17 protein-coding genes and 1 riboswitch are annotated in these 15,434 nt (G+C 60.3%); all 17 genes read left to right on the top strand.

Annotation, left to right across the window (positions count from 1 at the left end):
• Positions 1-88 precede the first annotated feature (88 nt).
• Positions 89-1,180 (top strand): nicotinate-nucleotide--dimethylbenzimidazole phosphoribosyltransferase, encoded by a 1,092-nt coding sequence (cobT, locus tag A3220_RS09305; protein WP_044629361.1) that lies wholly within the window; start codon positions 89-91, stop codon positions 1,178-1,180.
• Positions 1,177-2,184, top strand: a complete 1,008-nt coding sequence (gene cbiB / locus A3220_RS09300) for an adenosylcobinamide-phosphate synthase CbiB (RefSeq protein WP_044629360.1) — start codon at positions 1,177-1,179, stop codon at positions 2,182-2,184. The genes cobT and cbiB overlap by 4 nt, the downstream gene beginning before the upstream one ends.
• A complete protein-coding gene (gene cobD, locus A3220_RS09295) occupies positions 2,184-3,296 on the top strand; it encodes a threonine-phosphate decarboxylase CobD (RefSeq protein WP_062374527.1) in 1,113 nt (370 codons plus the stop codon). The genes cbiB and cobD overlap by 1 nt, the downstream gene beginning before the upstream one ends.
• Positions 3,280-3,828: a bifunctional adenosylcobinamide kinase/adenosylcobinamide-phosphate guanylyltransferase gene (locus A3220_RS09290; protein ID WP_054641776.1), complete on the top strand. Its 549-nt coding sequence runs from the start codon at positions 3,280-3,282 to the stop codon at positions 3,826-3,828. Before cobD ends, A3220_RS09290 begins: the two co-directional genes overlap by 17 nt.
• Positions 3,825-4,601: an adenosylcobinamide-GDP ribazoletransferase gene (gene cobS, locus A3220_RS09285; RefSeq protein ID WP_062374585.1), complete on the top strand. Its 777-nt coding sequence runs from the start codon at positions 3,825-3,827 to the stop codon at positions 4,599-4,601. The genes A3220_RS09290 and cobS overlap by 4 nt, the downstream gene beginning before the upstream one ends.
• Positions 4,556-5,191 carry a histidine phosphatase family protein gene (locus tag A3220_RS09280; protein ID WP_228168887.1) on the top strand — a complete coding sequence of 212 codons (636 nt, stop codon included), beginning with the start codon at positions 4,556-4,558 and terminating at the stop codon, positions 5,189-5,191. The genes cobS and A3220_RS09280 overlap by 46 nt, the downstream gene beginning before the upstream one ends.
• A complete protein-coding gene (locus tag A3220_RS09275; protein WP_062374525.1) occupies positions 5,143-5,574 on the top strand; it encodes a bifunctional adenosylcobinamide kinase/adenosylcobinamide-phosphate guanylyltransferase in 432 nt (143 codons plus the stop codon). Before A3220_RS09280 ends, A3220_RS09275 begins: the two co-directional genes overlap by 49 nt.
• 32 nt (positions 5,575-5,606) lie before the next feature.
• Positions 5,607-5,842, top strand: a riboswitch (cobalamin riboswitch).
• Between the two features lie 139 nt (positions 5,843-5,981).
• Entirely contained in the window at positions 5,982-7,802 is a 1,821-nt protein-coding gene (locus tag A3220_RS09270) for a TonB-dependent receptor (protein WP_054641777.1), read from the top strand.
• A gap of 13 nt (positions 7,803-7,815) precedes the next feature.
• The gene (locus A3220_RS09265) at positions 7,816-8,706 is read left to right on the top strand and encodes a cobalamin-binding protein (RefSeq protein ID WP_062374522.1); all 891 of its coding nucleotides are present in this window, start codon (positions 7,816-7,818) and stop codon (positions 8,704-8,706) included.
• Positions 8,706-9,677: an iron ABC transporter permease gene (locus A3220_RS09260; RefSeq protein WP_062360321.1), complete on the top strand. Its 972-nt coding sequence runs from the start codon at positions 8,706-8,708 to the stop codon at positions 9,675-9,677. Before A3220_RS09265 ends, A3220_RS09260 begins: the two co-directional genes overlap by 1 nt.
• On the top strand, positions 9,677-10,465 hold the full coding sequence (locus A3220_RS09255) for an ABC transporter ATP-binding protein (RefSeq protein WP_062374520.1): 789 nt from the start codon (positions 9,677-9,679) through the stop codon (positions 10,463-10,465). The genes A3220_RS09260 and A3220_RS09255 overlap by 1 nt, the downstream gene beginning before the upstream one ends.
• Positions 10,466-10,479: 14 nt before the next feature.
• Positions 10,480-11,790, top strand: coding sequence for a cobyrinate a,c-diamide synthase (locus A3220_RS09250; protein ID WP_062374518.1), 1,311 nt, complete (start codon positions 10,480-10,482; stop codon positions 11,788-11,790).
• A gap of 112 nt (positions 11,791-11,902) precedes the next feature.
• Complete coding sequence (locus A3220_RS09245) at positions 11,903-12,343, top strand: YtoQ family protein (RefSeq protein WP_044629351.1); 441 nt, start codon at positions 11,903-11,905, stop codon at positions 12,341-12,343.
• A 25-nt stretch (positions 12,344-12,368) separates the two neighbouring features.
• The gene (cobO, locus tag A3220_RS09240; protein WP_062374516.1) at positions 12,369-12,980 is read left to right on the top strand and encodes a cob(I)yrinic acid a,c-diamide adenosyltransferase; all 612 of its coding nucleotides are present in this window, start codon (positions 12,369-12,371) and stop codon (positions 12,978-12,980) included.
• Between the two features lie 520 nt (positions 12,981-13,500).
• A complete protein-coding gene (locus tag A3220_RS16875) occupies positions 13,501-13,899 on the top strand; it encodes a GFA family protein (protein ID WP_084812760.1) in 399 nt (132 codons plus the stop codon).
• 119 nt (positions 13,900-14,018) lie between these two features.
• Complete coding sequence (locus A3220_RS16870) at positions 14,019-14,441, top strand: VOC family protein (protein ID WP_172465334.1); 423 nt, start codon at positions 14,019-14,021, stop codon at positions 14,439-14,441.
• 728 nt (positions 14,442-15,169) lie between these two features.
• Positions 15,170-15,434: hypothetical protein (locus tag A3220_RS09230; RefSeq protein ID WP_062374512.1), on the top strand; the 265-nt coding region annotated here is incomplete at its 3' end.

Genomic DNA, 15,434 nt, shown 5'->3' with positions numbered 1-15,434 from the left:
CCCGGGCGGCTCCGCTGGCCGCCCGCATCTGTTACCATGCTGCGCTTGCGATCACTTCATCTCTGGTTTTGCTGCCACTGGAGCTGCCATGCCTCCCTGCGCGTCCTCTGCTGCCGCTTCTGACTCCCTTGCCGCTTACCCCTGGCTGCCTGATATCGGCCCCGTCGATGCCGCCGCCGCTGAGCGCACTCGTGCCTACCTCGATACCTTGACCAAGCCGCCCGGCAGCCTGGGCAGGCTCGAAGCGCTGGCGATTCAGCTCAGCGCCATCACGGGCAGCGCCCGCCCTCGGGTGGATAGCCCTGCCGTGGTGGTGTTTGCCGCCGACCATGGCGTGGCCGCTGAAGGCGTGTCGGCGTTTCCGCAGGAGGTGACCGCGCAGATGGTCGCCAACTTCGTTCAGCAGGGCGCGGCCATCAACGTGTTTGCCCGCCAGCTGGGAGCTCGGGTGGACGTGGTGGATGTCGGTGTGGCGTCGCCGCGACCGCTGCCGGGAGCCACCGATGCCCGCGTGCGTTCGGGCACGGCCAACATGCTGCACCACGACGCCATGCCGCTGGACGACGCGCGCCAGGCCATGCAGGCCGGCATGGCAGCGGTCGAGCGGGCCGTACAGGCGGGGGCCAATGGGCTCATCGTGGGCGAAATGGGTATCGCCAACACCACCGCCAGCAGCGCCATGCTGGCGGCCTTGCTAGGGGTGCCTGCCGCCCAGATGGTGGGGGCGGGCACCGGTATCGACAGCACCCAGCAGGCCCACAAGGCGGCGGTCATCGAACGGGCGCTGGCCAATCGCCAGGCGAATCCTGACGACCCGCTGGAGGTGTTGTGCAAGCTGGGCGGCCTGGAAATTGCCGCCATGGCGGGTGCGTACCTGGCGGCGGCGGCCCACCGCGTGCCTGCGGTGGTGGATGGCTTCATTGCCACGGTGGCGGCCCTGACCGCCTGCCGCATGGCCCCGGCACTGTGCGACTACCTGGTGTTTGGCCACCGTTCGGCGGAGCCGGGCCACGTCCTGGCGCTGGAAGCCCTGGCGGCGCAGCCGCTGCTGGCCCTGGAAATGCGCCTGGGCGAGGGTAGTGGGGCGGCGCTGGCTTACCCGCTGCTACAGGCTGCCGCCGCTATGCTCAGTGACATGGCCACGTTCTCCCAGGCGGGGGTGAGTGGCAAGGCACCATGAGCCTCGACTTGCTGAGCCTGCCCGCTCTGGCCGGATGGGGCGCGCTGGCCATCGTCATCGATTTGATCGTGGGGGACCCGCGCGCGCTGCCCCACCCGGTGGTGATCATCGGCAAGGCGATTAGCGCCCTGGAGCACCGCTGGAACAAAGGCAGCCCCCAGCGGCGGCGCCTGTTGGGCGGGTGCCTTACCCTGGTGGTGGTGCTGGGCACCTTGTCGGTGGCCTGGCTGGGGCTTGCGCTGTTGTCGTGGGTGCACCCCTGGCTGGGGCTGGCCGCCGAGCTGTGGCTGCTGGCCACCACGCTGGCCATCAAGGGGCTGGCGGATGCCGGGCGGGCCATTGCCGCCCCGTTGCGGCAGGGCGATTTGCCCGGCGCGCGGCAGGCGCTGTCCAGAGTGGTGGGGCGTGATACCCAGGCTCTGGATGAAGCCGAGATTACCCGGGGCGCGGTGGAAACCGTGGCGGAAAACACCGTCGATGGCATTACCTCGCCGCTGCTGTTTGCGCTGCTGGGGGGCGCGCCGCTGGCGCTGGCCTACAAGGCCATCAATACGCTGGACTCCATGGTGGGCTACCGGAACGAGCGCTACGGCGACTTCGGCTACGCCTCGGCCAGGCTGGACGACCTTGCCAACTGGCTGCCTGCCCGGCTGACCGCCCTGTGCCTGTGGCTGGCGGGCGTGCTGTATGGGGTGTTTCACCGCTCACCTCTGCGCTGGCGGGGCGCCCTGGCGGCCACCTGGCGCGAAGCGCCCCGCCATCCAAGCCCCAACGCGGGTTGGCCCGAGGCGATGGTGGCGAATTTGCTGGGCGTCCAGTTGGGCGGCACCAACGTCTACCAGGGGCAAGTATCACACCGGGCCACGCTGGGCACCGCCCATGATTTACTGAAAGCCAGCCACATCACTACCACGATTTGGCTGATGCACGGGGCCTGGCTGCTGTTCTTCCTGCTGCTGCTCTTCCTGCAGCTGTGCCTCGTGATGGCTACGGGGGCCGGGTGATGCGCGACCAGCCCGGCAACCTGCCTCTCCATCATTGGCCAAGCCACGGTGGCCAGGCCGCCGCGCTGCTGCAGCGCTTTGGCCTGCCTGCCGACCACCCGCTGGAAGATATCAGCGCCAACCTGAACCCGCTGGGCCCGCCCGGCTGGGTAACCGGCTACCTGGCCCAGCGTCTGGCTGGGCTGGGCCGCTACCCCGAGCCGGACTACCGCGCCGCCAGGCAGGCAATTGCCGAACACGCAGGCGTGGAGCCGGGGCAGGTACTGCTCACCAACGGCGGTGCGGAAGCCATCTTTCTGGCGGCGGCGCACCACGCTGGCCAGCAGGCGATGATCGTCACCCCCACCTTTGGCGAGTACGCCCGGGCCTGCAACGCCCACGGTGTGCGCATCAGCGAGCTTGGCCTGTTGCCGGGCACCTTCGACCCGCCCGCGGCCGCGTTGCTGCAGGCGGCGGCCAGCGCTGATGTTGTGTTCGTATGCCGCCCCAACAACCCCACCGGCACGCTGCTGCCCGTGGCGCTTATCGAAGCGCTGCTGGACGCCTTGAAATCGGGGGCCTCGCTGGTGGTGGATGAAGCCTTTATCGATCTGGCGTTGGAGGCTGCACCGCTGACCCCGCTGCTCCAACGCTACCCGGCGTTGATCCTGCTGCGCTCCATGACCAAATTCTTTACCCTGCCGGGCCTGCGGCTGGGCTACGTGCTGGCCGATGAGCGGCGTATCGCTCAGCTTCAGGCGCAGCAACCGCCCTGGAGCGTCAATCATCTGGCCGCCGAACTGGTGGCGCCGCTACTGGCGGATGAGAACTTTGCCCGGCGTACCCACCAGTGGTTGGCCGGTGAGCAGCCGCGCATGGGGGCTGCCCTCGCCGCGCTGGGGCTGGAGGTGGTGCCCAGCCACAGCTGCTTTCATCTGGTGCGGCCTGGGGCCGCCCAGTGGCAGCGGGGCATTTCCAGTATCGTGCTGCTTGAACGCCTGCTTCACCAAGGTATGCTGGCGCGACATACCCATGGTTTTGCTGGCTTGAAGGGTGGTTGGCTAAGGCTGGCACTGCGCGATGGTGTGACCAATGATCGGTTGTCAAAGGTGCTGAATGATTGTCTTTGTTAGTGGAGGGGCTCGGTCGGGCAAGAGCCTGGTGGCGGAGCAGTGTGTTCAGCAGTACGCCGACGGCAAGACGTGTTACTACGTGGCCACCGCCGACATCTACGATAGCGAAATGGCCGAACGGGTAGGCCATCATCAGGCCCGCCGCGCCAACCACTGGGTCACCCTGGAAGCCCCGCTCAACATCGAACAGGCCGTGGCCCAGGTGCCCAACGGCCATGCTGCCCTGTTGGACTGCCTGACCCTCTGGGCCAGCCAGGTGATGTTCAATACTCAGGAGGACGCCGCACCGGTCAGCGAAACGGAAGCCTTTGCACTGTTGGTGCGTGCGCTTCACGATGCCCGCCGCCGGGGGGTGACGCTGGTGGTGGTCTCCAACGACCTCAACGAAGCGCCCTTGCCTGCCTCGGCAGAGGTGTGGCGCTACGTGGAATTCCTGCAAGGGTTGCACCGCTGGCTGGCGGCCCAGGCCGACCGGGTGGTGGAGGTGGTGGCCGGGCAGTCCATCGAATGGAAGGCGGCTGGCGCACCATGAAAAACGCCCTCTACGGCATGCTGCTGGCGCTGCAGTTTCTGACGCGTCTGCCGCTCCCCGTTGCCTGCCCCTGGACACCAGCCACCCGACGCTGGGCCATTCGCGCCTACCCGCTGGTGGGCCTGATGGTGGGGGCGCTGCTGGCCTGTGTCGCCCTGCTGTTGGGCCAGTGGCAAACCCCATCGCCCATCGCGGCGCTGGTACTGCTTAGCCTGTGGGTGGCCATTTCCGGTGGCCTGCACCTGGATGGCGTGATGGACCTGGCCGATGCGCTGGGCAGCAACCAGCCGCTGGAACGGCGCTGGGAGATCATGAAAGACCCACAAATCGGCAGCTTCGGTATGTTAGCGCTGCTGTTTTTGCTGGCCTGGAAGGGCGTGCTGCTCTGGGCGCTGCTGCAGTATCACGCGCCGCTGTGGTGGCTGATGGTGGTGCCCGCGTTGGGGCGTTGGGCGGGAGTCGCGCTACTTGTACTGACCCCATGCGCCCACTCACGCGGCCTGGCCTGGAGCTGGCAGCAGTCGCTCAGCTGCCGCGATGTTGGGCTAGCGCTGGTGCCGCTGCTACCGCTGGTGTTGGTATGGCCCGCGATGGCGCTATGGCTGGTCGCAGTCGCGTGTTGGTTAGCGCTGACGCGTGCGGCACTGCTGCGTCTATTTAACGGCATTAACGGCGATATGGTCGGTGCCACCATTGAAGGAGGAGAGCTTTGGCTACTGGTCTTAATGTGGAGTTGGTGGCAGTTCGTCACGGTATCACCGCCTGGAATTTAGAGCGCCGTTACCAGGGCCAGCGGGATATTCCGCTGCTGTTTCCCGATGCGGAGGAAGGGCTGCTAACGCTTCGGAAAGCCCTGATGGATGAACGCTTTGACGCGATTTATGCCAGTGACCTTGGCCGCTGCCAGCAAACGCTGGCGTGGTCACAAGCAGCAAAACCGGGTATACCCGTCTATGCCGAACCGCGCCTACGGGAGCTCGATTTTGGCGAGTACGAAGGCAAGGTTTACGATGAATTAAAAGAATTGCCGCACTATCGCGCCTGGATTGATAGCGCCGGAGAGCTGCAAATTCCCGGTGGAGAGTCTTCTGGCCAGCTGCGCGAACGTCTAGATGCTTGGCTCGACGATGTCGCGACACACACTCAGCAGTATGGCTATCAAAAAGTGTTAGTGGTGACCCACGGCGGTGTGATTCGTGAGCTACGCCGCCGTTTTGAAACCCTCGATTTTTGGGAGGGAATTGTGCATCAGGCCCAAGGACGGCGCTGGCAGCTCGCGTATCAGGCAGGTGAGGATGGAAAAGGAGAATGGCAATGCAACTATTCATCGGCGGTGCCAGTGCAGGTAAGCGCAACGCTGTAAAACAACGCTTCCCCAGTGCGGTATGGTGGCGCTTAGCCCCTGGCCAGCGCCTTCATGAGGTCGCCCACGTCATGCTACCGAATACGCCGCTGGTGCTCCACGGCTTGTTTGAGTGGCTCACCGCCGCGCTGGATTCTGGCTTCAGCAGCGACGAGTGGCGAGCCCAGTGGCGGGAAGATTTACAGCGCCTAAACCAAACCGCCGCAGAGGATAACGTCATGCTGGTGATTATTGCCAACGAACTGGGCCGTGGCCTGGTGCCCATGGCCCGGGACCAGCGCCGCCTGCGCGATTTAAGCGGCTGGTTCACCCAGGATGCCGCCGCCCACGCTGAGCAGGTATGGTACGTGCGCCACGGCCTATTACAGGCGCTGAAAGGCTAGACGGTAAATTGACCAACCTCTAACAAGTTGCTAGTTTACGCGCACTCTCAGGTGCTGGTGGCACTAACGCCATCAATTAAACGGGAAGTTGGTGAACGTTTTTTGTGAATCCAACGCTGCCCCCGCAACGGTGATCGAGATAAGAACGGCTAGAGACGCCACTGTGCTTACGCATGGGAAGGTGGTCGTTCGGAAAGGTATGGCGCTTACGTTAAGCCGCCCCTTTCGCTCGTCAGCCCGGAGACCGGCCTAAGAGTGACGACTAAAAAAGCCAAAGATTACCGGCATGCGGAGGGCATGTGCAGGGCGAATACCAGAGGCGTTCAGCCGATGCTTTCCCTTGTGTGCCCCTGCCCGGTCACTAAAAACACGCTGTGCGGGTGAGCACAGTGAGCAAGGGACCTTTCATGAACCACCGTTTTCACACCACCGCCACACGGGCGGCATTTGCGATGGCAGCACTGCCGCTGGCCATCTCCTTTTCAGCCCAGGCCCAGTACGCCGAAGCGACCACGGAATTAGCGGCGCTTGATCCTGTCGTTGTCACCGCTGCATTAGCGCCCCGCACCGCCAATGAAAGCCTCTCATCCGTTAGCGTGCTGGATGAAGCTACTTTTCGCCGCCAAGACCCCACCAGCCTAACCGATCTTCTACGCGGCCAGCCGGGCGTTGATGTCACCAGCAACGGCAGTTTTGGTAAAAGCGGCAGCGTTTCTTTGCGTGGTGCGCCCGGCGATGCAAACGTGCTAATGATAGATGGCATTCGGCTGCGTTCAGCCACAGCGGGTAGTGCCGCTTTTCAGTATTTAGATCCTCGTATGTTTGACCGCGCGGAAATCGTGCGCGGCCCGCGGGGTAGTCTTTACGGCGCGGATGCCGTTGGCGGCGTGATACAGCTCTTTACCCCTGATGGTGACGAACAAGGCCCGCAACCCAATATTTCCATCGGCGGTGGTTCATTCAATACCCAGCGGGTAAGTGCCGGTATTTCTGGACGCGAAGGCGGCACGCGCTACAGTTTTGCCGGTAGCCATTTCAATACCGACGGCCAGCCCATTCGTCGCGGTGGCGAAGACAAAGGCTACGACAACACCTCGGCGCTGGCCCGTGTTGCACACACCTTCGAGAGTGGCGCTGAAGTGGGCGTGCTGGCGCTGCGCGCTCGCGGCCACAACGAATATGATGGCGGTGAGAATGACTTCGTTCAGCAGGTGGCGGGTATTTACGGTGAGCTACCGGTAACTACTACCTGGCGCAGTCGGTTAACGCTAAGCGAAGCCCGCGATGAGCTGGACACGATGGATAACTTCGGTGGGTCGGTGATTGATACCCGCACCCAAACCGCTCGCTGGCAAAACAACATCCAGCTCGGCGCCCATGAGGTAATCGCGGGCGCTGAAATTAGCGAAGACCGCGTTTCAAGCACCAATGAGTTTGAGGTCACCAGTCGCGATAACACCGCGGTATTTACGCAAGCGCTGCTCGACTTTTCGCCGTTTGCTATTCAGGCAAGCCTGCGTTACGACGACAACGAGGCCTATGGCGATGAAGTGACCGGCAGCTTGGCGCTGGGCTACGAACTGGATAACTACCATACGCTGCGCGCCAGTATAGGCACGGCGTTTAAAGCCCCGAGTTTTAATGACCTCTATTGGCCGAACTCTGGCAACCCTGATCTCAATCCGGAAAAATCTGAAACCGTTGAAGTGGGCGTTCGCGGCCAGTACAGCCAGTGGTTCTGGGACGTGGCCGTCTTCCAAAACGACTACGACGACCTGATTGCCTGGGCGCCGACGCCAAGCGGTTTGTGGGCGCCACAAAACGTCAATAATGCGCGTATTCGCGGTGCTGAGCTTTCAAGCGGCGTAGAAGTCAACGACTGGGTACTGCAAGCTGCCTATACCTACCTGGACCCGGAAGATCAGGAAACAGGCAATCGACTAGCCCGCCGTGCTAGCCAAAGTGTGCGGCTAGATGCTGACCGCGAGCTTGGCGATTGGTCATTGGGAGGGTCGTTAGTAGCACAAGGTTACCGCTATGATAATGCCTCTAATACTCAGCGATTGGGTGGCTATGGGTTGGTTAATCTACGTGCGGGATGGCAGTTTGCACCGCTTTGGACGGCCCGTGTTACGGTAGAAAATGCCTTTGATAAAGAGTATGAAACCTCGCGTGACTACATCAACGCAGGCCGGGCAGGGTTCTTGAGTGTTCACTTTGGCCAGTAGCCAACGTGGGTTAATGCGCGGGGCCTTGGGCCTCGCGTTTTTGCTCATAACCATACCCGCCCAGGGCCACGACCACTCACGCTGCGTGGTGGATGATCGTGACCGCGAAGTATGCCTGCACAACGCTGCACGGCGTATTGCCACGCTCTCCCCAGGGGCAACGGAGCTGACCTACGCCGCAGGCGCAGGAGATCAGGTCGTGGCCGTGGTGAGTTACAGCGACTACCCGCCGCAAGCCCAAGAAGTGGCTTCGGTGGGCAGCCATACGCGGATTGATTTAGAGGCCCTGGTCGGGCTTGCCCCGGATTTAGTCATCGGCTGGGTAACAGGTAACCCCGCCGAGCAGATGGAAACCCTAGAAGCGCTGGGCATGCCGGTGTTCTACATCGAGCCGCGTAGCGTGGAAGACGTCGCCCACACCATTGAGCGACTGGCCCGTTTAGCGGGAACTGAACCAACTGGGCGGCAGGCGGCTAGCGAGTTTAGAGACGGCATGGCCGCGCTCACCGCCCGCTACAGGGAGCGCGACCCGGTACCCACGTTTTATCAGGTGTGGGACGAGCCGCTGATGAGCGTTAATAACGAACATCTGATTGGTCAGGTAGTAGAGCTTTGCGGCGGCGAGAACGTCTTTGGCGAGCTGGAACGGCTGGTGCCAAGACTGGATGACGAAGCCGTGCTGGCCGCCAACCCCGAGGCCATTATTGCTGGAGGAATGGGGGAGGAGAACCGCCACTGGCTCACCCACTGGGAACAGTACCCCAATTTAGCCGCCGTAACGGGCGATAACCTCTATTTTGTGCCACCTTCTTTAATTCAGCGGCCCACTCCGCGCCTGTTGGAAGGCGCACAAATTCTGTGTGAGAAACTTGAACAAACTCGCCAAAAGCGCGGGGCCTCTTGATGGTGGCGCGCCTGTGGCACCCCCTTGGTCTGTTGGCGTTGATCGCCGTGGCCGCCATGCTATTGTCTCTGGCGGTGGGTAGCGCGCAGCTTTCGGCAGCGCAGCTCTGGGCGGTGGTGCAGGGCCAGGGCGATGCGCTGGCGCGTACCATGGTGATCGAGCTTCGCCTGCCACGGGCGCTTTCTGCCTTTGCGGTGGGCGGGCTGCTGGCGGTGGCCGGTGCCTTGATGCAGGTGCTGCTGCGTAACCCGCTGGCAGACCCCTACGTACTGGGGCTTTCCGGCGGGGCATCGATGGGGGCATTGGCGGCCATGTTGGCCGGGATGGGCGGTGTGCTTATTTCGGGTTCGGCATTTTTAGGCGCGCTGCTCTCTACGTTTTTAGTGTTTGGCCTAGCCCACGGCAGCGGCGGCTGGACGCCTGCCCGGCTGTTGCTGACGGGCGTGGTCGTGGCCGCGGGGTGGGGCGCAGTGATTACCCTGATGCTCGCGCTAAGCCCTGCCGAGCGGCTGCCGGGGATGCTCTACTGGCTGATGGGGGATTTATCCTACGCTCGCGCGCCGTGGCCGCCGCTGCTGCTATTAATCGCCACCTGTGTATTGCTGATACCCCTGGGGCGCAGCCTCAACGTACTGGCCCGTGGCCCCCAGCAGGCCGCCGCCCTGGGCGTGGATGTTCGCCCATTGGAGTGGGGAATTTACATTGCCGCCAGCCTCTTGACCGCCACCGCCGTGACCACCGCAGGCAGCATTGGGTTTGTGGGGCTAGTAGTGCCCCATATGCTGCGCCTGCTGCTCGGCAACGACCAGCGGCTGATTTTACCTGCCTGCGCCCTGGCAGGCGGCACGCTGCTGGTACTCGCCGATACCCTAGCGCGCACCATGATTGCCCCCGAGCAGCTCCCCGTAGGCGTGATTACCGCGCTGCTGGGTGTGCCCACCTTCCTCTTTTTGCTCTACCGGAGCCGCTGATGACCCGCTTGGCGACTCAAGACCTGATCATTAACGTGCCAGAGCGTAGCGAAGGCACGGCGCTGAACCTCACCATTGAACCGGGGCAGGTGTGGGGCGTGCTTGGCCCCAATGGCGCGGGTAAAACTACGCTGTTGCATACGCTGGCGGGGCTGAACGCCCCCCGTTCAGGGCAGGTGCTGATAGGCGACACGCCACTAAGCCAGCTGCGCAGGCGGCAAGTGGCCCAACGCCTAGGGCTGGTGTTTCAAGAGCGGCTAGATGGCTTTCCCGCCACGGTGCTGGAGACCGCGCTGATTGGCCGCCACCCGTACCTTTCCCTATGGCAGATGGAAGGTGCCGACGACTACGCCCGCGCCGAGGCCGCCCTGGAAGCGCTGGATGTGGCACATCTTCGCCACCGCTTGGTCAGCACGCTTTCCGGCGGTGAACGCCAGCGGGTGGCGATGGCGACGGTGCTTACCCAAGCGCCCAATATTTGGCTGGCGGACGAACCCACCAACCACCTGGATTTACACCACCAAAGCGCGGTGATGGCGCTAATGGCTGAGCAGGCCGCCAAGGGCAGCACGGTAATGATGTGCCTGCACGATTTGAATTTAGCCGCGCGCTGGTGCGACCACATTCTGCTGCTTTACCCCAGCGGTGAAGCTTGCTGGGGCCCACGAGACACCATGCTGGTGCCCAGCGCCCTAGAACGGCTCTACCAACAGCGGCTGGCTATGGTAGATGTGGATGGTGCGCCGGTGTTTGTGCCCATCCAGGCACCCCTTACCGACCATGAGTGATTTAAGGAAGAGACATGTTGCAAGGTAAAGCACACGCAGCGCTCATCAGCGCCCCCGGTTCGGGCCAGGGCAAATCCATGGTCACGGCGGCTCTGGCACGGCTGCACCGCAACGCCGGGCGCACCGTGCGGGTCTTCAAACACGGCCCCGATTACCTAGACCCCATGGTGCAAGAAGTCGCTTCCGGCCAGCCGGTGTATCAGCTTCACCCCTGGATGACCGGAGAGCATGAGTGCCGCTGGCGCTTAGCCAAAGCCGCCCAAGAAGCCGACGTGATTTTGGTGGAGGGCTCCATGGGACTATTCGATGGCTCGCCCTCCAGCGCGGACTTAGCCATCCTGGCGGGCATCCCCGCGCTGCCGGTGATCGATGCCTGGAGCATGGCGCAAACCTTCGGCGCGGTGGCCCAAGGCCTGGCCAACTACCACCCCGACCTCGCCATTCACGAAGTGATCGCCAACCGCATCGGCAGCCCCGGCCACGGCAAGCTGCTGAATGAGAGCATGCCGGAAGGCATTGCCCTGCTGGGGGCCATTCCCCGCCACGAGGCCATGCAGATCCCCGACCGCCACCTGGGCCTGGTGCAAGCCAGTGAGCTCAGCGGCCTGGATGCCCAGCTAGACGCCGCCGCCAAGGTGTTAGAAGAAGCTGGGCTAGGTCGCCTGCCTAAAGAGGTATCGCTAAGTGCTGACGCCCCCACGCCTGCACCGGACTATTTGCGCGGCGTGCGTATCGCCATCGCCAAAGACGACGCCTTCGCATTTATCTACCGCGCCAATCTCGATGTATTAGAGGAGATGGGCGCGGCGCTGCACTTCTTCTCACCGCTCAACGATTCTACACTGCCAGAATGCGACGCCCTCTGGCTGCCCGGCGGCTACCCGGAACTCCACGCCGCCCGCTTCAGCGCCAACCAGCCCATGCACGACGCCATTCGCGCCCACCACTGGGCAGGCAAGCCCATACTGGCCGAGTGCGGCGGGCTGATGAGCTGCGTAGAGCAGCTGGTAGATGGCGACGGCAACGGCCACGCCATGCTGGGGCTACTGCCCGGCACCGCCAGAATGGCCGGAAAGCTCACTGCGCTTGGGCTGCAAAGCCTGCACACCCAACGCGGCGAACTGCGCGGCCACACCTACCACCACTCGCTGCTGGACACCTCCCTGAAGCCGCTGGCCCGCACCCGCAAGCTGGCAGGCAGCGAAGCCGAACCGATTTACATCGAGGGCGCGCTGGTGGCCAGCTACTTCCACGGCTACTTTCCCTCCGCGCCTAAATTGGTGGCGGATATTTTCACCGGCCAACCAATTCACCAAGCGGAGTAACGGGCAGGGGAGCGCGCAGCTATTAGCCCAAAAAATATGGAAGGTTTTTCCATAAAGCAGCAGTGGGCTATCATAGAGCGGCGAGACACTCCCCAACCCTAAAGGAGCTACCATGAGCTTTTACGTCTACCTTTCCGGCGAGATTCACACTGACTGGCGCGAAGAGATCCAGCGCGGCGCAGAAGCCGCAGGCCTGGACGTGGTCTTCACCGCCCCGGTGACCGACCACGACGCCTCTGATGCCGCTGGCGACCACCTGGGCAAACCGGAGAACGGGTTCTGGCGTGACCACCAGTCCTCCAAAGTGAACGCCATCCGCACCCGCACCCTGATCGAACAAGCCGATCTGGTGGTGGTGCGCTTTGGCGACAAGTACAAACAGTGGAACGCCGCCTTCGATGCAGGCTACTGCGCAGCCCTGGCCAAGCCCTACATCACGCTGCACAGCGAAGAGATCGTTCACCCGCTGAAAGAAGTCGACGCCCAGGCCCAAGCCTGGTGCACCACCACCGATCAGGTCGTGGAAACCCTGCGCTACGTATTGAAAGCGTAAAGGTAAAACACCCCAAGGAGCCCCCATGCGCGAAAATGCCAAAACCCCGGAACGCCATGCCCAGCGCATGGCGGCCAAGCAAAAAATCATGAACGAGCGCATTGCCCGCGCCGACAAAGAGCAGGGCATTTTGCTGGTGCTCACCGGCCCCGGCAAAGGCAAAAGCAGCTCCGGTTTTGGCATGCTCGCCCGCGCCCTGGGCCACGGCATGAAGGTAGGCGTGGTACAGTTCATTAAGGGCGCGTTCAGCACCGGCGAAGAAGCCTTCTTCCGCAACCTGCCCAACGTGGACTACCACGTCATGGGCGAAGGCTACACTTGGGACACTCAGGACCGCGCACGCGACGTCGCCGCCGCCAACGCCGCCTGGACACAAGCCAAGCGCATGCTGCAAGACGACAGCTACCACGTGGTACTGCTCGACGAACTCAACATCGCCCTACGCTACGAGTACCTCGACCTAGACCAGGTCCTCGACGACCTACAAGCCCGCCCCGACATGCAACACGCCATCGTCACCGGCCGCTACGCCCCCCAACCCCTCATCGACCTCGCCGACACCGTCACCGAAATGAAAGTCGTCAAACACGCCTTCAAAGACCAAGGCATCAAAGCCCAAAAAGGCATCGAGCTTTGAAGTGAGGCGAAAAGTGGAAGGGGAGAGGAGTGACAGGTTAGTGCGAGACGTTGCGAACTGAGCCCCAACCACCCGCCGCGGACACCGGCACGAAGCCCCCATTGTGGGAGGGAGCTTCAGCTCGCGACGATCAAGTCACCAAGCCTCAGCCCACCCGTAGCGCGGCGTAACGCCCGAGCGAGAGCAACGAGCGAGGAAGGCACCCGCGAAGGCGGCCCCCAGCCGCCCCGAACCCGCCACATTCCCTCAACTACTCCATCCCTTGACCCAACTCAATTTTTCCGAAAATCTGCGTGACCTAAGCCAAATTTATGAATAGAGTATGATTGAGTCGTAAAAAGCAGCGGGCACGCGAATTTTGGTTATGCTGCCATGTGCTAGGCATAGACTATTAGAAACAGTGGTTTATGCTTGCTTGAGTGGCGATATAACATCAATAATCATGCTGGCGCGTTCAAAAGTGTTATGTGGAAGGGCGTATAATCACTGTTATCTGTGTCGGATCATCGGAGAATGAGAAATGAAAGGGAGTTGCCTTTGCGGCGGAGTTAGTTACGAGGTGGACCGATTGGACACCCCGATTCAGCACTGTTCTTGTAGCACGTGCCGGAAAGCTCATTCGGCGGCATTCAATACCGGAGCGGGAGTCCTTCACGAGCATTTCCGGTGGACGAAGGGCGAGGAAATGTTAAAAAGCTTCGAATCCTCTCCCGGAAAATTCCGCTTCTTTTGCTCAAACTGCGGTTCACAACTGGTCGCGTACAAAGAGGGAAGTCCTCGTGTAATTTTGCGGGTGGCCAGCCTTGATGAAGACCCGCTCAGCAGACCTGAGCGTCAGATTTGGAGATCGCACGAAGTCCCCTGGCTAGAATATGGCTCCCACATTGTGGCGTATTCGGAGTGGGAGCCAGGACATTGAATGCAGATAACAATCGGCACCAGCCGGAAAACCTACACTACGCGCCTTTTTGTGTATTCGCTGGCGCTCATTTTTACACAAAAATTCGCTCCGTTACGGTTTCCGCTGTGCCGGGCGTTATGTTTACTCGGATAAAGTTCAAATCGGAGAATGTTGTGAATTTAGAAAGTATTCATCATGTAGCGATTATTTGCTCAGATTATCAACGATCTAAGTCATTTTATACTGAAATATTAGGTCTCAAGATCCTTGCCGAAAATTATCGAGAAAGCCGAGATTCATACAAATTAGATTTAGCGTTACCAAATGGTGGACAAATTGAGCTGTTTTCTTTTCCAGAGCCACCGTCCAGATTAAGTAACCCAGAAGCTCAAGGTTTAAGGCATTTGGCGTTTGTTGTTAACTCGGTGGAATCGACAGCTAACGAGTTACAATCACACGGAATTGATGTTGAGCCAATTCGAGTTGATGAATTTACAGGTAAACGATTTACCTTTTTTAAAGACCCAGATGGTTTACCCTTAGAGTTGTACGAAAAATAAACATAACAAACAATTCAAGCAGACCCTCAACGCGTGGCATTTTTATTATGCGTTGAGTTTAGTGATTACGGTGTTGTGCGGAAAGTTGGTAGTAGCGTTTCGGGCTACTTAATTGGGCGTTAGGCAAAGCTATGAAGTCAATACTTGATAATATTGGGTTTGCATACCTATTTCTCGATACAGTTGTTTTTTAAAGACGGTGTGTTAACTATCAACCTAGTGTCGGCTTCAAGGTTAGATGAATCTACCGACCTTGAAGTTAGCGAGGGGCATGTAATCAACAACTGTTACTCAGTCGGTGTTGATGAGAATAGTATTAGTTATAAAGTTGTATTTGACGATACTGTCTCGTATCAAGTAATTGGAGAGACTGCTAATATTTGGCAAGATAATAAGGCCGATGATAGTGGTGTTATCACATTAATAAGTGAATCTCCGTTACAAGACTACCTCCATAAAAAAAACACTGATGTATCTGGTGACTACTGGTGAAATAAGTCATTATTGTGTAGCAACAGCTGACGAGTGGCTGCATGTATTTTCTAGGAGTGAGCCAATAGTGTTGGAACAACATGCCTAACCAGAAGCTCAAACGGACAAATATTCGCTGTCACTTTTTATGCAAAAACACGCATAAAAACCGCCATCAAACATTTGCCGCTTAGCAAGGCGTTAACCCTTGTGACCAGTATCTTGCAAAACTCCGTCAATGACGTATATTGACTGTCATGTTTACCATCATCGAAACCCCTACATTTGAAGCAGATGCCAGAAAAATCTGGACTGAGGAAGAGCGAAGCGCTTTCTTTGCCTGGCTTGCGGCAAGTCCGGAAATTGGTGACCCCATTCCGGGTAGCGGCGGATGTAGAAAGGTTCGTTGGTCGGTAGCGGGTTCAGGGAAGCGCGGTGGGGTGCGAGTCATTTACTTCACCAAGTTGGCAAATGGTGAGATCTGGTTATTGGTGATCTACAAGAAAGCCGTCAGGGGCAATA

Origin of the sequence: Halomonas sp. KX33721 (genome assembly GCF_001596805.1) — a bacterium.
GTDB lineage: Bacteria > Pseudomonadota > Gammaproteobacteria > Pseudomonadales > Halomonadaceae > Vreelandella > Vreelandella aquamarina.
Note: the sequence above shows the minus strand (reverse complement) of the source record. Positions and strands in the feature narration are given on the sequence as shown.

Bases quoted from the DNA above. Each gene is read 5' to 3' on its own strand.
- A3220_RS09245 (WP_044629351.1), top strand. From the start codon at position 11,903: ATGAGCTTTTACGTCTACCTTTCCGGCGAGATTCACACTGACTGGCGC.
- cobT (WP_044629361.1), top strand. From the start codon at position 89: ATGCCTCCCTGCGCGTCCTCTGCTGCCGCTTCTGACTCCCTTGCCGCT.
- A3220_RS09270 (WP_054641777.1), top strand. From the start codon at position 5,982: ATGAACCACCGTTTTCACACCACCGCCACACGGGCGGCATTTGCGATG.
- A3220_RS09260 (WP_062360321.1), top strand. From the start codon at position 8,706: ATGGTGGCGCGCCTGTGGCACCCCCTTGGTCTGTTGGCGTTGATCGCC.
- cobO (WP_062374516.1), top strand. From the start codon at position 12,369: ATGCGCGAAAATGCCAAAACCCCGGAACGCCATGCCCAGCGCATGGCG.
- A3220_RS16870 (WP_172465334.1), top strand. From the start codon at position 14,019: ATGTTTACTCGGATAAAGTTCAAATCGGAGAATGTTGTGAATTTAGAA.
- A3220_RS09265 (WP_062374522.1), top strand. From the start codon at position 7,816: ATGCGCGGGGCCTTGGGCCTCGCGTTTTTGCTCATAACCATACCCGCC.
- A3220_RS09275 (WP_062374525.1), top strand. From the start codon at position 5,143: ATGCAACTATTCATCGGCGGTGCCAGTGCAGGTAAGCGCAACGCTGTA.
- A3220_RS16875 (WP_084812760.1), top strand. From the start codon at position 13,501: ATGAAAGGGAGTTGCCTTTGCGGCGGAGTTAGTTACGAGGTGGACCGA.
- cobD (WP_062374527.1), top strand. From the start codon at position 2,184: ATGCGCGACCAGCCCGGCAACCTGCCTCTCCATCATTGGCCAAGCCAC.
- cobS (WP_062374585.1), top strand. From the start codon at position 3,825: ATGAAAAACGCCCTCTACGGCATGCTGCTGGCGCTGCAGTTTCTGACG.
- cbiB (WP_044629360.1), top strand. From the start codon at position 1,177: ATGAGCCTCGACTTGCTGAGCCTGCCCGCTCTGGCCGGATGGGGCGCG.
- A3220_RS09250 (WP_062374518.1), top strand. From the start codon at position 10,480: ATGTTGCAAGGTAAAGCACACGCAGCGCTCATCAGCGCCCCCGGTTCG.
- A3220_RS09290 (WP_054641776.1), top strand. From the start codon at position 3,280: ATGATTGTCTTTGTTAGTGGAGGGGCTCGGTCGGGCAAGAGCCTGGTG.
- A3220_RS09255 (WP_062374520.1), top strand. From the start codon at position 9,677: ATGACCCGCTTGGCGACTCAAGACCTGATCATTAACGTGCCAGAGCGT.